The sequence below is a fragment of the Paenibacillus sp. Root444D2 genome (genome assembly GCF_001426375.1).
Lineage (GTDB): Bacteria > Bacillota > Bacilli > Paenibacillales > NBRC-103111 > Paenibacillus_E.
This window is the reverse complement of sequence record NZ_LMEO01000013.1, coordinates 1-15,358: the sequence shown is the minus strand read 5'-3', so window position 1 is coordinate 15,358 and position 15,358 is coordinate 1. Positions and strand designations below refer to the sequence as shown.

Annotated in this window: 12 protein-coding genes and 1 rRNA gene; all 13 read left to right on the top strand. The window is 46.3% G+C overall.

Translation table 11 applies throughout. The features are described from left to right. Positions 1-232 precede the first annotated feature (232 nt). Positions 233-2,089, top strand: coding sequence for a hypothetical protein (locus ASD40_RS10520; protein ID WP_156389964.1), 1,857 nt, complete (start codon positions 233-235; stop codon positions 2,087-2,089). Positions 2,090-2,343: 254 nt separating this feature from the next. Further along, positions 2,344-3,420 carry an ABC transporter ATP-binding protein gene (locus ASD40_RS10515; RefSeq protein WP_057303258.1) on the top strand — a complete coding sequence of 359 codons (1,077 nt, stop codon included), beginning with the start codon at positions 2,344-2,346 and terminating at the stop codon, positions 3,418-3,420. Beyond that, positions 3,413-4,129 carry an ABC transporter permease subunit gene (locus ASD40_RS10510; protein ID WP_047685542.1) on the top strand — a complete coding sequence of 239 codons (717 nt, stop codon included), beginning with the start codon at positions 3,413-3,415 and terminating at the stop codon, positions 4,127-4,129. The genes ASD40_RS10515 and ASD40_RS10510 overlap by 8 nt, the downstream gene beginning before the upstream one ends. Before the next feature lie 5 nt (positions 4,130-4,134). Beyond that, entirely contained in the window at positions 4,135-5,523 is a 1,389-nt protein-coding gene (locus ASD40_RS10505) for a GldG family protein (protein WP_057303257.1), read from the top strand. After that, on the top strand, positions 5,520-6,452 hold the full coding sequence (locus tag ASD40_RS10500; protein ID WP_057303256.1) for a DUF4340 domain-containing protein: 933 nt from the start codon (positions 5,520-5,522) through the stop codon (positions 6,450-6,452). Before ASD40_RS10505 ends, ASD40_RS10500 begins: the two co-directional genes overlap by 4 nt. A 494-nt stretch (positions 6,453-6,946) precedes the next feature. After that, a complete protein-coding gene (locus ASD40_RS10495) occupies positions 6,947-7,171 on the top strand; it encodes a hypothetical protein (protein WP_057303255.1) in 225 nt (74 codons plus the stop codon). A gap of 29 nt (positions 7,172-7,200) precedes the next feature. Continuing rightward, a complete protein-coding gene (locus tag ASD40_RS10490; protein WP_057303254.1) occupies positions 7,201-8,016 on the top strand; it encodes a spore coat protein in 816 nt (271 codons plus the stop codon). Between the two features lie 194 nt (positions 8,017-8,210). Then, positions 8,211-8,684, top strand: a complete 474-nt coding sequence (locus tag ASD40_RS10485) for a DUF6130 family protein (RefSeq protein ID WP_057303253.1) — start codon at positions 8,211-8,213, stop codon at positions 8,682-8,684. A 180-nt stretch (positions 8,685-8,864) separates the two neighbouring features. After that, positions 8,865-9,560: a heptaprenylglyceryl phosphate synthase gene (locus tag ASD40_RS10480; RefSeq protein WP_057303252.1), complete on the top strand. Its 696-nt coding sequence runs from the start codon at positions 8,865-8,867 to the stop codon at positions 9,558-9,560. A gap of 3 nt (positions 9,561-9,563) precedes the next feature. Then, positions 9,564-11,921, top strand: a complete 2,358-nt coding sequence (gene pcrA / locus ASD40_RS10475) for a DNA helicase PcrA (RefSeq protein ID WP_057303251.1) — start codon at positions 9,564-9,566, stop codon at positions 11,919-11,921. A gap of 65 nt (positions 11,922-11,986) precedes the next feature. Beyond that, a complete protein-coding gene (gene ligA / locus ASD40_RS10470; protein ID WP_057303250.1) occupies positions 11,987-14,008 on the top strand; it encodes an NAD-dependent DNA ligase LigA in 2,022 nt (673 codons plus the stop codon). A 24-nt stretch (positions 14,009-14,032) separates the two neighbouring features. Continuing rightward, positions 14,033-15,043, top strand: a complete 1,011-nt coding sequence (locus ASD40_RS10465; protein WP_057303249.1) for a DUF1835 domain-containing protein — start codon at positions 14,033-14,035, stop codon at positions 15,041-15,043. Between the two features lie 221 nt (positions 15,044-15,264). Further along, positions 15,265-15,358 (top strand): 16S ribosomal RNA (locus ASD40_RS10460); the annotation flags it as partial.

Here is a 15,358-nt window from a genome sequence, read left to right as displayed (position 1 = left end):
TAATATGTTACAACTGATGCCTAAGCCTAATGGACATAAGAAGAAAGGATGACGATAGATAACAATGAAAAGGACATATAAGTTCACCGAGATCGCTGGTAAAATCGGAAAAACACGAGAAGTTGTAAGGGGATGGACAAATTATTATCGCGAATTTCTTCCGACTAAAGCTTTTGGCGGATCCCAAAGGTACACAGAAGAAGCCATCGAAATTTTTGAGATCATATCCAAGTTGAGCGATGCCAATAAATCGCCTAAATTTATAAAAGAACATTTACAGGAAATGCGTCAGAAGGCTATTATTGCACTCAATGATGAAGAATCATTACCTCCTACAGCTGCTATTGTTCCTGACTCCAATGCCAATGTACCTCCTTCCGTAGACGAATCAATCCTACTTCCAGTTATGAACAACTCCAACTTGCAATTAAGTAAAGAAACAATGGAATTAAGTAACAGGGTAAAGCTCCTTACGCAAAAAATAGAAGCGAATAAATCCCCAAGGAATTTAAAGGAACATATAGACGACTTGAATCAAAAGGCAGGTATATCATCTATAGCAGTTGGCGGGCTTTTGTCACCTATGATGGGTCACCCAAACTCTCATTTCGTTCAATTAAGTAATGAAGTCGCGGAACTTAGTAACATCATCCATACGCTCAGGCAAAAGGTTGACGAAGTTTCAAACGTTTCTGAAGAAATGTCGGAACTGCGAAACGTGATCCAGATTCTAACTCAATATGTAGCTGATTTATTCGAGCAGGACATTAGAAGTGAGGTTACTACTACGCTAGAATTACTACACAGACAAATTGAGGGTGTATCTGTAGAAGTAATAGGGCAAAAGAATGTGATCCAAACCGTTCAGCAAAAGGTAACTGAAGTCTCGGAGCAAGATCTCAAAGGTGAAATACTTACTGCCACAACGGAGTTATTGAACCAACGATATGAAGGCGTTTCGGAGGATGTAAAGAACCTGCGAAATGAGATTCATCTCAAAACGCAAAAGGTAAGTGAAAAGTTGGAACAAGAAATCCGAAGTGAAGTAAATGCTTCTGCAGAATCGCTATACAAACGCTATGACACTATATCTGAAGAAGTTTTAGGGCTGAAGAATGTCATCCAAAACGTTCAGCAAAAGGTAACTAAAGTTTCGGAGCAAGATCTCAAAGGTGAAATACTTACTGCTACAACGGAGTTACTGAACCAACGTTACGAAGGTGTTTCGCGGGATGTAAAGAACCTGCGAAATGAGATTCATCTCAAAACGCAAAAGGCAAGTGAAATGTTGGAACAAGAAATCCGAAGTGAAGTAAATGCTTCTACAGAATCGCTATACAAACGCTATGACACCATATCTGAAGAAGTTATAGGGCTGAAGAATGTGATCCAAAACGTTAATCAAAAGGTAACTGAAGTTTCGGAGCAAGATCTCAAAGGTGAAATACTTACTGCCACAACGGAGTTGCTGAACCAACGATATGAAGGCGTTTCAAAGGATGTAAAGAACTTACGTAATGAGATTCAATTCCATACGCAAAAGGCAAGTGAAATGTTGGAACATGAAATCAGAAGTGAAGTCTTTTCAACAATTGAATTACTGAACAGACAAATTGAGGGTGTTTCTACAGAAGTAAAAGGGTTGCAGAATGCGATCCAAAGCGTTCAACAAACGGTAACTGAAACTTCAGAGCGTGATCTCAAAGGTGAAATACTTACTGCCACAGCGGAGTTACTGGACCAACGCTATGATAACGTAACTGAAGAAATAACGGAACTGCGACACGTGATCGAAACTGTTCAACAAAAGGTAACTGAAGCTCCAGAGCAAGATCCCAAAGGTGAAATACTTACTGCCACAACGGAGTTACTGAATCAAAAATATGAAGGCGTTTCGGAGGATGTAAAGGACCTTCGCAATTTGATTCATCTTCACACGCAAAAGGTAAGTGAAAGGTTGGAACAAGAAATCCGAAGTGAAATGCTTGCTGCTGCGGAATCACTAAACAAACGATATGATGACATATCTCAACAATTGACATCACAGCAACGACTGCTTGAAAAGATCTCTAAAATGTTAGGTTTTTAGGCTACCATTTAATCCTTATCATGATGCCACAAGTAATAGAACTCCCTTGCAGCTAGGGAGTTCTATTACTTATACAAACATTTCAGCTTGCTTTAGCATTCTACGATATAGCCCCCAGCATCTCCCTCATCTCGTTTGTTCACAATTCAGACACAAATTTTTAATCTATTTTTCAGATTTGCTTAAGGTTGGTTTATTGTTCCACGGGTATAGTGATGATGGTTATATGAACGAGTAGAAATGGGGGATCTTGGATGCTTGAGGTCAAACAAGTCAGCAAGCTGTACGAAAATGATCGCGGCGTACACAACATCGATTTCTCGATGCAGCGCGGCGAGATCGTCGGCTTCTTAGGGCCGAATGGTGCTGGCAAAACAACGACGATGCGCATGATTACGGGTTATTTGAACCCTACGCATGGTCAAATATGGGTGGATGGTCACTCCATGGCTGATAACCCGAAGAAAGCACGCCGCAAAATCGGCTACTTACCCGAAACGCCGCCTCTCTATCCCGAGATGACGGTGCAGGCTTATTTACGATTTATCGCAAATCTTCGCGATGTGCCTGCACGGGAGCAGAAGCTGCGTGTCGGCGAAGCGATCGACAAGCTAGGTCTGCAAGGCCGCGAGAAGCAAATCATCCGCTCCTTGTCTAAGGGCTACAAGCAGCGTTTGGGCCTCGCGCAAGCGATTTTGCACCAACCGGATCTGCTGATTCTGGACGAGCCCACGTCCGGCCTCGATCCGAAGCAGATCATCGAGATTCGCCAGCTGATTCATGAGCTGGGAGAGAACCATACGGTGCTGCTGAGCACGCACATTCTTCCTGAAATTAACGCGATTTGCAACCGCGTTCTCATCATTAACCAAGGCCGCGTCGTTCTCGACGAGCGCCCTGAGCACCTCGGCCGCACGATGGGCGAGACGTTCGAGGTGTCGCTCGAGGTCAAGGGACCTCGCGAGCGGATCTTGACCGAGCTGCGCAGCCTAGAGGCGGTCGCAGAAGTGAAAGAAGTCGACGCGCTTAGCGACGCTGCAACTATCGCTGCGCCTGCTGCGCAGGATGTGTTCATTACCGATGAAGCTTCAACAGAAGCAGCGCTCACAGAACTGCCAGCAGCAGCCGAAACCGTGAAGCTGCTCGTCACCTCCGCGGATCGCTCCGATATCCGCGAGGCGCTGTTCTTCCGCCTGGCAGGCGCAGGCTACCCGATTCTAGAGATGAAGCGGGAAAGCCTCAGCTTAGAGGATATCTTCCTCAAGTTGACGACGGATGAGCCTACCGAAGTCGACAGCACTCCGAAGGAGGAGGTAGACACCGATGCGTAGAGTCTGGGCTATTTGCTCGAAAGAGCTGCAAATGTATTTCTTTTCTCCTGTTGCTTACGTGGCATTCGCTTTCTATGTGCTGCTATCGAGCTTCTTCTTCTACATCAACTTCGTTAACGGCCAGCCGCCGATTGTAGATGCGCGTTCCGTTGTTGGAAATACCACATTCGTTTACCTATTTATCATCCCGCTTTTAACGATGCGTCTCATCGCAGATGAGTTCCGTCAAGGGACTGATGAGCTGCTTCTGACTTCACCTGCAGGTATTGGTGAAATCGTGCTGGGTAAATATTTATCTGCTTTTATTGTACAAGTGGGGCTAGTGGGGATCAGCTTGATCTATCCACTTATTATGTCTGCCTTCGGAACGTTAGATAAGCCTGTTATGTGGCTGTCTTATCTAAGTATGTTCCTGTTAGGATGCGCGATGATGGCCATTGGCTTGTTCGCTTCCAGTTTGTCTAACAACCAGATGGTTGCCGGTATTTCAGGCTTCGTTATTTTGCTTATGTTATGGCTGCTTGATTGGGTAAGCGGCAGTATGACAGGCAAGCTGAAGGATTATGTCGCTCAATTCTCATTGACGAGCCATCTGACAAACTTACAAAAAGGCGTCCTGCACGGCGGAGACATCCTCTTTTATATCACATTGACAGCTGTGTTCCTGGTTCTTTGCATACAAGTCCTTGAAAGAAAGCGTTGGAGGTGAGCGGGATGAATAAGTGGATACGGGGAACTAATGCGACTGTTTTATCGATCGCCGTTATCGGCATTTTCATCATTTTGACCATCTTCCTTCACTCGCTGAAAGGCTTTCAGGTCGATTTGACGAAAAATAAAAGCTTTACGCTCTCCGAGCAAACAGTTGCCACACTCAAAAACTTAAACCAAGATATTCACATCGTTGCCTTTACGAATAGTGGGGACAACAACGGTTTTGTAACGCGACAAGTCACCGATATGGTGACTGAATACAAGAAGCAAAGCGGCAAGATTACGTATGATGAATACGATATGCTGAAACAGCCTTCGATGGCCAAGCAGTATGGTGTCGATCAAGGCGGAACGATTATTTTTGAGATGGGTTCTAAAAAGCAGAATATCAATTTCTATGAATTATTTGTCGGCCAACAGGACGGTTCCTACACGTTCTCAGGGGAAGAGAAATTTACCCAGGCCATTAAGAGCCTCACGTCCACAGAGAAGCACACGGTTTATCTGCTTTCCGGTCATCAGGAATATCCACTGAATGCCATGACCATTTTGAAAAGCAGTCTGGAAGCCGCTAATTATGTCGTGAAGGACCTTAATCTGTTCGTTGAGGGCAAAATACCGGACGATGCGCAGATGCTCATGCTGCTTGGCCCGCAAAATGACCTGAATGATAAAGAAGCGGCGCTGATAGAGGCTTATTTGAAGGATAAAGGCAAGATTTATATGGCGTTAGGCTTCAATAAAGATATGGCGACCAAGTGGAAAAACATCGATGCGATCATGAAAACATACGGCATTCAGGATCAACATGCGATTGCAATTGAACCGAAGCAAACGTCGCTCTATGATCCGCTGACGATTATTCCGGAGTATGGACCCCATGACATTACCAATAAGCTGTCCAGCAATAATTTAATTACGATGTTGTCGCTGGCTGTAAGTTTGAATGCGGATGAAAGTGCGCCAGACTACACGCAGTCTCTGCTTTTGAAAACAACAGACAAAGCTTACGGAGAAACAGATATTAACCTTCTTGCGCAATCCAAGACCAAGCAGGATGCGACAGATGTCAAAGGACCGCTCAATCTGGGTTACGCGATTGCGGGCAAGGATAACAAGCCTAAAGCTGTTATTCTAGGGGGATCGACATTCGTACTGGATGAAGATATTCAGAATCAAGGTAATAAGGATTTTGCTCTGAACAGTATCGGCTGGCTGCAGGAACAGAAGGATCAGATCACGATCCGTCCGCGTCAAGGGGATGCGTTCCAACAAGCGATGATAACGCCTAGCCAAGCGAATACCATTTTCCTCGTAACGATCGTGTTCTTACCGCTCTTGTTCCTAGTCATTGGCGGCTTGATTTGGTGGAGGAGGAGACGAGGATGAAACGGTTTATTCCTACGATTCTGTTAGTCGTTATTTGTATCGGCGGTTTTTGGTACGCTTCGAGCAAAGACTTCTTTCAAGAGAAAAAAGATGAACCGAAATCGCTCATCACACTCAAACAAGAAGAAGTGCAGTCCATCCATGTAAAAACAGAGGCACAGCAGATTGAATTAGCCCGGAGTGGCAGCGGCTGGGAAATGAAAAATCCGGCAGCAGCGCCGATTAATACGAATCAAGTAGGTTCGTGGTTGGATGCCCTAGGTTTGGTGACATCAACGAAACTAGTTGAAGATCAGGTAAGTAATCTATCCAACTATGGGTTAGATAAGCCGCTTGGAACTTATGAAGTTACGTTAAAAGACGGCTCAAAGAAAGGACTGCTGGTGGGTACAGCTCTTCCTATTGAAGGCTTCTCCTATGTTCAGGTGGAGGGAACTCCTGCTGTGTATCAGGTGAGCGATCAGACGCTCTCTGGCATCAGCAAAGCACCGGTAGACTTTGCTGATGCCAGCCCAGTCCAATTCGAAAGCGATAAGGTGCAAAGCGTAAAGCTAACGTGGAAAGGTCAGACTTGGACGCTTACCAAAACAGACAAAGACAAGGTGGCTGCCGAGGCGAACTGGAAGCTTGGTGATAAAGAGTTGAAAGGCACTGAGGCGAATCCGCTGTTGGATGAACTGATCTTCCTTCGCAGCGCTGAACTTCCGCAGCCAGCAGCTCAGAAGCCAACTGCGGGCGGTGAGCTTAAAGTAGAGCTAGGCTTGTCTGTTGATGGCAAAGAAGTCACGGAGATCTATGAAGGCAAGCTAAGCCAAGATCAAGTTTGGATGGCTAAGCAAGGCGGACAGTGGGCGTACCTGCTTACAGCCGCAGATATACAGAAATTGGCGGATACCTATGCCGGCAAACCGGCTCAGCCTGCCTCTTAACAGGAAAACTGCTCTCTACAGCTATCGTGCTGTGGGGGCAGTTTTTTCATTTTCTACTACTTTCTACTTTCTACTTTCTATTTACTACTACTTCTTCATTCTTACTTCTTTCCTTTTATTTTCTTTTTTGTTGTTCTCCTTCCGCACCTACCTTCTTCTTTTCTTCCCAGTGAGAAGTCCAAAGTTGTACGGAGTGCAACAATTTCCTTAGTTTCGCCCCATCAATCTGAATAGGTTGTATTTTGTACAAGAATTTAGCCCTATTTCGTTCAAAACGTCCACTTTGGGCCGGAAATGTTGTATTTCTTACAACAATCGGTAAAATTTTACGAATTTGCATAAATAATGTTGTACGATGTACAACTTTGCAACAGCTGCAGCAGTTGGGGACCATAGTTTCTCAAAATTTTGTTTAACTTTTTTTTCCAATGACACATAAAACGGAATAATTTGGGAAACCTACAAAAAAGGAATGGAAAGGAGGTAACATTCACATGTATAGCAATCAAGGGAACCATCCTATTTCAGGTAAAGAGCTTTTGTATGTAGCCGATACGCTGAAAAATGAAGAGCTGTTAACAAAGCTTTGTGTTCAAGGTGCGGTGAACAGCCAGAGTCAATCCTTGAAACAAACCTTGTCTCAACTTTCGCAGGAGCGTCTGCAAAACATTAGTGTCCTCATCAACACCCTACAGCAGCAATCAGGCATTACCCATTAATTCGTACATAATAGGAGGTGCAAGAAGCCATGTATCAGCAAAACCCTTATCAACAACAGCAGCAGTCTCACCAGCAACAAGTACAATTAAAAGACGAGGACTTCGCGAACTTTGTCCTTTCCGAATTGAAACGCAGTGCCCGTGAATATACGACTGCCGCTTTGGAAGCCGCGAATCCACAGATCAGGCAGGCCTTCCAGTCGTTATTGCAAAAGACATTGCAGGATCAAGCTGCCGTATTTCAGGAAATCCAGAAGCTTGGCGAATATGAGATTCAAGCTGCTCCTCAGCAGCAAATTGTACAGGAGCTGCAGAAACAAAGTCAGACCGCAGCTCAGCTGCAGTCCTTTGTACAACAAAATTTGAGTCAAACCAATACGGCGAGCTATCAGCAGCAAGACCAGATGCCTATCGCCCAGCAACAGCAACATCAGCAGCAGAGTCAAGTACAGAACCAGATTGCTGCTTTATATCAAACACAGACACCTATCCAACCCATGATTAGTGCCTCCCAATATCCGAATGCGGTGTACAGTAATCAAGGGCAAGGCTATTCAACCCACACACAGTCTTCACCAAATCAGACAACTCAACAGCAAGCCTATATTAGCAACCAGCAAGGACAAAATTTTCAAGATCAGAATTATGGACAAACCGGCTACGGTCAATCTCAGGGTTATGCTGCATCATCTGGATACAGCGCATCTGAAAATGCTGGCATTACTAGCAAATCAGCAAGTTCCGCCAACGCTTCCCGCAGTCAAACAGGTTCCCATACTTCAACCGCAGGGGAAAGCTCTTTCCTTAGTAAACAACAACATGAGGGAAGTAAATATAGCTTCTAAATCTCATCGTTCCCTCAAGACCAAGACGTCCTAGCTTCTAGCTAAAGGGCGTCTTTTTTTATCAAACATTCCATCGCTCCAAATATGTTTATTTTTTATTTTGTCCCACTTTTCTCATAATCATGGTATGGAACCAGCTTGTCACTCATATATAAGGAACATAGGATGTCCAAACTTATGGGAGAAGGGTGCTAATGCTGATGAGAAAAACGTGGATTTACGGAGCAGCTACTTTAATTGTACTAGGAGCATTAACAACAGCATGTGGTTCCAAAGAGGAAGTTGCCAGTAGCGGTGCAGCAGGCTTGAAGGACACCAAGGCAGCGACTACAGTGGCTCAAGGGAAGACGGAAAGCAGTGTGAAGACGGTAGCCTCGGGCGCCAAGCCAGCCATTGATGCCGATTATAAAGTAGATGGCAGAAACGTTACGATCACGTATCAGACTAGTAATTTCCAGATAGCGGATCATATGGATCAGAAAGCCGTACAGGGTGAGGGACATTTACATTTGTACGTGGACGGTAAGCAGAAAGCGATGATTGGTAAAACGGGTCCGTTAACCCTAACGAATCTAGCGGCAGGTAAACATGAGATCAGACTCGAGCTTCAGCAAAATGATCATAAGGATATCAATGTAGAGAAAATTCTTAATATTGAAGTAAAATAATTGGGAACATTTGTGCGTATTTAGCCAGAAATCAAGCTTGGGCGTAGATCAGATAACATTATGTACATATTCCTTGAAAAGGCGGGCGCTTAGCCCGTCTTTTGTCATTTGACACACCCGAATACGTAGCATAGACTGTTGATAGTATGGCAGTATTGCCGCCTAATCGGAGGGAAACAATTGATCGTCGATATACGTAAGTGGAAGCATGTTTTTAAGCTTGACCCAGATCGGTACATCTCAGATGAAGCGCTCGATCGGCTTTGCCAGTCTGGGACGGATGCGATCATGGTGGGTGGCTCAACTGGGGTGACTTTCGATAACACGGTAGATCTTCTATCTCGCATTCGCCAATATGAGGTGCCCTGTGTGCTTGAGATATCCAATCATGAGGCTATCGTTCCAGGGTTCGATTTATTCTTAATTCCGGTTGTGGTGAATGCGGATGATCCGAAATGGATCGTTGGGCAGCATCATGAGGCCTTGAAGGAATATGGCTCTATGCTTAACTGGGACGAGATCATAGCCGAAGGCTATATTATTCTGAATAGCGAAGCTACAGCGGCGAAGTTAACCTCGGCTCGTACGAACTTGGACGTCAAGGATGTTGCGGCGTACGCTCGCATGGCGGACAAGCTATTTCACATGTCTATTGTTTACTTGGAATATAGCGGTGTGTTTGGTGATATGGAGCTGGTAAGGCGGACGCGACAAGTGCTGGAGAATGCCCGTTTATTCTATGGCGGAGGCATTGACAGCCTAGATAAAGCGCAACAAGCAGCGGAGGTCGCAGATACCATCGTCGTCGGTAACATTATTTATAGTGATCTGGAGCAGGCTCTTCAGACCGTGAACTTTGATAGAACAGGAAGGTAACTTATGAACGAGACAGTCAATATTTTAGATGCGATAAAAAGGTTGAACCCCGAGCAGCGCAAAGCAGTTGAAGCTGTTGACGGCCCACTTCTGATTATGGCTGGAGCGGGAAGCGGGAAGACACGAGTGCTGACGCATCGTATTGCTTACTTGATTGGCACGCGCAAAGCGGCTCCATGGAGCATTTTGGCCCTTACATTTACGAATAAAGCGGCACGTGAGATGCAGGACCGCGTTGGCAAGCTGGTTGGCGGCAGTGGGAATGATATTTGGGTTTCCACGTTTCACTCCATGTGTGTGCGCATGCTGCGCAGAGATATTTCACGCATCGGCTTCACCTCTAATTTTACCATTCTAGATTCCGGTGATCAGTTATCCGTCATCAAAACGTGCTGCAAAGAACTGAACATTGATACCAAGAAATACGAACCTAAGACCTTTCAAGCAGCCATTTCTACAGCCAAAAATGAACTCATCTCTCCTAAACAATTTGAAGATAAAATCGGTGACTACTTCGACGGATTGACCTCGAAAATCTATACGCTTTATCAGAAGAAGCTTAGAAGCAACAATTCCCTGGATTTTGATGATTTAATTATGGCAACCATTCATTTGTTTAATGAAGTTCCAGAGGTTCTGGAGTTTTACCAAAATAAATTTCAATATATTCATGTTGATGAGTATCAGGATACGAACAGAGCGCAGTACATGCTGTGTCAAATGATTGCGGCCAAACATAAGCGCATTTGCGTTGTGGGTGACAGTGACCAATCCATTTACCGTTGGCGTGGGGCTGACATTTCGAATATCCTTAATTTTGAAAAAGATTATCCGAATGCTACCGCTATTTTATTGGAGCAAAATTATCGCTCCACTTCTAATATTTTGCAGGCTGCCAATAAAGTCATTGCCAATAATACGGGCCGTAAGCCCAAAAACTTATGGACGGATAAAGAAGGCGGCGTAAGGATTAAGCTGTTTCAAGCTGATTCCGAGCACGAAGAAGGCTATTTTGTTACGAGTGAAATTAATAAAAATAAGTCCAATGGTAAAAAGTTCGGTCATCACGCCATTTTGTACCGGACGAACGCACAATCTCGGGTGATTGAGGAAATTCTCATTAAATCCGATATCCAATACACCATTGTTGGCGGCGTAAAGTTCTACGATCGGAAAGAGATCAAGGATATTTTGGCGTATCTGCGCCTCATCTCCAATCCGGACGATGATATCAGCTTGAGCCGGATCGTGAACGTGCCGAAGCGGGGCATTGGTGACACCTCGATGGACCGAGTGGCCGAAATGGCGGGACGAAGAGGTATTTCCTTATATGCCATGCTGGAGGAAGTCGATTCATTGGAGATCACGTCCAAGGCTAAGCACGCTTTAGCCGATTTCCGCGAAATGATTGATAACTTGAACCGAATGGTTGAATACTTATCTGTAACTGAACTTACGGAGAAAATACTGGAGATGTCGCAGTACCGTCTGGAAATGCAGCGCGAGAACACGATTGAATCCAAGGCTCGTCTCGAAAATATTGAGGAGTTCCTGTCCGTGACGATGGACTTCGAGAAACGTAACGAGGACAAGTCGCTCATTTCGTTCCTAACCGATTTGGCGCTTATCGCCGATATCGATACGCTGGATAAAGAAAAAAGCGAGGAAGAGCAGGACGCCGTTGTGCTCATGACGATGCACAGTGCCAAAGGTCTAGAATTCCCGGTTGTATTCATCATCGGGATGGAAGAAGGCGTCTTCCCGCACAGCCGTGCCTTCGCCGATAACGAAGAACTCGAAGAGGAGCGCCGTTTGGCCTATGTCGGCATCACGCGCGCCGAGCAAGAGCTTTTCCTCACGTGCGCCCGTATGCGCACGCTCTTCGGCCGCACCGCCGCGAACGCGCCATCGAGATTCCTTCAGGAGATTCCGAAGGAGCTCCTGGAGAATGTCTCGATGGGCGGCTCCATCGGCGGAGGCTTCTCGCGAGCTGGCCGCACCAGCTCCAGCTCGTGGGGCAGCAGTGGCAGCAGCGCCACTGCCTCACAAGCGGGCCGCGGCTCCGCCGGCTCGTCCGCTTGGGGCACGCCGTCCTCGTTCGGACGGCCTAGTACCGGCGCGGCTGCGCCAAGCCCAGCAGCCGGGGCGAAGCCGGCTGCGTTCCGGGCTCCGCAGCCTGCCGCAGGCGGCGCGGTGCCGGACTACAAAGCCAGCGACAAAGTGTCGCATGGCAAGTGGGGCATCGGCACCGTTGTGTCAGTGAAAGGCTCGGGTGATGATACCGAGCTGCAAATTGCTTTCCCGGCGCCTGTTGGCTTGAAGCGCCTGCTTGCGAAGTTCGCTCCTATTACGAAAGAATAGGAGCCGCTTGCGCCTTTATTTGCCGCACCAACCCCCTATTACCCATTAGAGAGGAAGAGCCCGTAATGACAGATGCCATCGCGGCAATGAAAACCCTCATCCAAGAAATCAACAAACATAACCATAACTACTACACGCTCGATGAACCGGCGATTTCCGATGCCGAGTGGGATGCTTTATACAATAAATTGACCGCGTTGGAGAAGGAGACAGGGATTACCCTGCCTTCTTCTCCTACTCAGCGCGTGGGCGGCGACATTCTCAAAGGTTTTGATCCACACAAGCATCTGGCCCGACTCTGGAGCTTGGACAAAGCACAAAATGCCGAAGACCTGCAGACTTGGCATACACGTGTACTTAAGTTAATTGCAGATTACAACAGCAAGAATCCTGAGAACCCGTTGCCAGACCCGACGTATGTGGTGGAATTGAAGTTCGACGGACTCACGTTGAACCTTACCTATAAGCAAGGAGAGCTAGTTCAAGCCTCCACGCGAGGAAACGGTACGGTTGGTGAGGGCATTTTAGCCCAGATCAAGACGATCAAATCCATCCCGCTGGAGATCCCGTACAAGGACGGAACCATTGAAGTGCAGGGTGAGGGCATGATGTTCCTCTCCGTTCTCCAGGCGTACAATCAGACTGCTACGGATCCGCTCAAAAATGCCCGTAACGCTGCAGCTGGAGCACTGCGCAATCTCAATCCCAAAGTGACGGCAGAGCGTAAGTTGAACGCTTTCTTCTATAATGTGGGTTACTCAGACGGCATCCAGTTCGATAATCATTTCGATATGGTTCAGTTTCTTCGTGACAACCACTTTAAAGTAAGCAACCGCACACGTTATTTCAGCACAATTGAAGAAGTAAGTGCAGAGCTAGAGCAAATTGCCGAAGAGCGCCTTGGCTTTGATTTTCTGATTGACGGAAGTGTCATTAAGATTACGGACATGCGAACAAGAGAAGTGCTCGGCTACACTGAGAAATTCCCTCGTTGGGCGATTGCCTATAAGTTTGAAGCCGAAGAAGCGACAACGATCCTGCAAAGTGTATCTTGGGAAGTTGGCCGCACAGGCAAAATCACACCGTTAGCCCGCGTTGAAGCCGTGGATCTCGCTGGCGTAACTGTACAGAACTGCACCCTCAACAATGTCGGTGACATCGAACGCAAAAACCTCAAGCACGCTTTAGGCAGCCTCGTCTACATCCGTCGCTCCAATGATGTCATTCCTGAGATTCTCGGTAAAGTAACCGAGGAGAATGACGGCGAGGAGATTGTAGCTCCGACGCATTGTCCTTCCTGCGGCAGTGAACTTGAGATGCGTGGTGCGCATCTATTCTGTTTGAACCGTCTCGGCTGCAGTCCGCAGCTGGTTGGGCGTATGGCGCATTTTGCTTCGCGCGATGCGATGGATATTGAGTTTTTCAGCGAAATGACTGCCTCACAGCTGCATCAAGAGCTGGATGTCCGTGATCCTGCGGATTTGTACACCCTACAATTCGAGGATCTCGTCAAGCTCGATCGCTTTGGCGAGAAGAAGGCCCGCAACCTGCTTGATGCCCTTGAAAAAAGTAAATCGCGCGATCTAGCTTCGTTCCTTTATGCCCTGGGCATTCCTAACTCGGGTAAAACCACGACCAAGGTGCTGGCAGACTACTATCGCAGCCTAACGAAGATTATGGCGGCTACGCCTGAGGAGCTAATCGGGCTTCCAGATGTAGGCGGAATAGTAGCTGAGAGTATTTACTCATTCTTCCGTGACCCTGTAATGGTGTCCAGTATTGAGCGTATGCTCGCTGCTGGCGTCAATCCAATAGCTGAAGAGCCTGCGGTTGTATTGGCTAGCCCTGACAATCCGTTCTTTGGTAAAACCATTGTCCTCACAGGTACGCTATCGACCATGGGACGTGACGAATGTGCCAAGAAGCTGGAAGCGCTAGGAGCTAAGATTACTGGCAGCGTTTCTAAGAAAACGGACATCGTGATCGCAGGGGAAAGCGCCGGAAGCAAGCTGACGAAAGCGCAAGAACTTGGAATTCGGATCATTGAGGATGAACAGGAGCTTTTACAGCTTTTAGGTGAAGCTTAAATTCATAAATAAGGGGACAGTGCCATGCCGAATAAACTTCATATTGTGAATGGAGACGCATTTGGAGATAAGCTGCGTGCTTCAGATATCGATGGAGACATATTGGTATGGCGCGAGTCACTATATGAAGGACCTATCGGCATGCAGATGTCTGATAGTGTCCTTTTATCTATGAGGGCAGCCTATATGAATCGCCAGCACGGCATTCCTGAGGGAATGTTCAAGTCCATTACCCTACAGCAGGAAAAAGCGCTGGACAAGCTCGCGGAGGATGTAGACGAAGTTGTCCTGTGGTTTGAGCATGATTTATATGACCAATTGATACTTTGTTATTTGCTATCGAGATTATTCGCTCTCCCTAATCGATCCTTTAAACTATCTTTATTAAGTATCAATCAATTTCCTGGCGTTGAGTTCTTTCATGGATTAGGACAACTAAATGAAGATCAAATTACTCAACTGAACCATAAGTGGTTGCCTGTTAATGAAGACCAGCTTCTTTTGGCCTGCAAGGTTTGGACAGCTTACTCAGCTTCTGAGCCCCTTCTTATGGAGACATTATTGGAAGAGGATTTATCTGCACTGCCTTTTCTAAAAAAAGCCCTTGAGGCCAATTCAGAACGCTACCCATCCTCTCAAAATGGCTTGTCAGCCAACCAGCAGCTTATTCTGGAGCTGATAGGGGAGGAGGAAATGCCGATTCTGTCATTGTTTAAAAGTGTAGGCCAAACGGCCAGTCATTACGGCCTCGGTGATTTGCAGTTCTGGGCTATTGTGGATAGTATCCGCAAATGTGAGGTTCCGCTGGTCCATCTTATTGGAGGGGACAAGCTGCCTAGTTACAGCGAAGCACTGCCGCCTCAATTTGAAAAATGGCGATTACATAGGACGGACATGGGCAAACTAGTTCATACATGTGAGTTGGATCATCTGTATCTAAATGGAATTGACGATTGGATTGGCGGCGTTCACCTGCTTGGAAAAAAGGATATATGGCGCCGAAAAGGCATTTCTACGGGGTTTGAGAAGATGTAAGATAATGGATGAATAAAACTGCTTGCAATTCGTTTTGAAACCTGATAATATTACTTCTTGTCACCGCAAGAGCGATACATTAACGCTTTAAACGGTAACGCAATAAAGCTCCTTGAAAACTGAACAAATGAATGAAGCAAATCAGCAAATTCAGTCACGCAAGTGACTACAATTGAGATTGCAAAATCTCGCTAGCAAGTCAATGAGCAATTAATCTTTCTATTATGGAGAGTTTGATCCTGGCTCAGGACGAACGCTGGCGGCGTGCCTAATACATGCAAGTCGAGCGGATTTATCCTTCGGGATAAGTTAGCG

What these genes read in the sequence shown, in the direction of transcription:
- ASD40_RS10495 (WP_057303255.1), top strand. Translation starts at nt 6,947, where the DNA reads ATGTATAGCAATCAAGGGAACCATCCTATTTCAGGTAAAGAGCTTTTG.
- ASD40_RS10505 (WP_057303257.1), top strand. Translation starts at nt 4,135, where the DNA reads ATGAATAAGTGGATACGGGGAACTAATGCGACTGTTTTATCGATCGCC.
- ASD40_RS10485 (WP_057303253.1), top strand. Translation starts at nt 8,211, where the DNA reads ATGCTGATGAGAAAAACGTGGATTTACGGAGCAGCTACTTTAATTGTA.
- ASD40_RS10500 (WP_057303256.1), top strand. Translation starts at nt 5,520, where the DNA reads ATGAAACGGTTTATTCCTACGATTCTGTTAGTCGTTATTTGTATCGGC.
- ASD40_RS10515 (WP_057303258.1), top strand. Translation starts at nt 2,344, where the DNA reads ATGCTTGAGGTCAAACAAGTCAGCAAGCTGTACGAAAATGATCGCGGC.
- ligA (WP_057303250.1), top strand. Translation starts at nt 11,987, where the DNA reads ATGACAGATGCCATCGCGGCAATGAAAACCCTCATCCAAGAAATCAAC.
- ASD40_RS10465 (WP_057303249.1), top strand. Translation starts at nt 14,033, where the DNA reads ATGCCGAATAAACTTCATATTGTGAATGGAGACGCATTTGGAGATAAG.
- pcrA (WP_057303251.1), top strand. Translation starts at nt 9,564, where the DNA reads ATGAACGAGACAGTCAATATTTTAGATGCGATAAAAAGGTTGAACCCC.
- ASD40_RS10490 (WP_057303254.1), top strand. Translation starts at nt 7,201, where the DNA reads ATGTATCAGCAAAACCCTTATCAACAACAGCAGCAGTCTCACCAGCAA.
- ASD40_RS10510 (WP_047685542.1), top strand. Translation starts at nt 3,413, where the DNA reads ATGCGTAGAGTCTGGGCTATTTGCTCGAAAGAGCTGCAAATGTATTTC.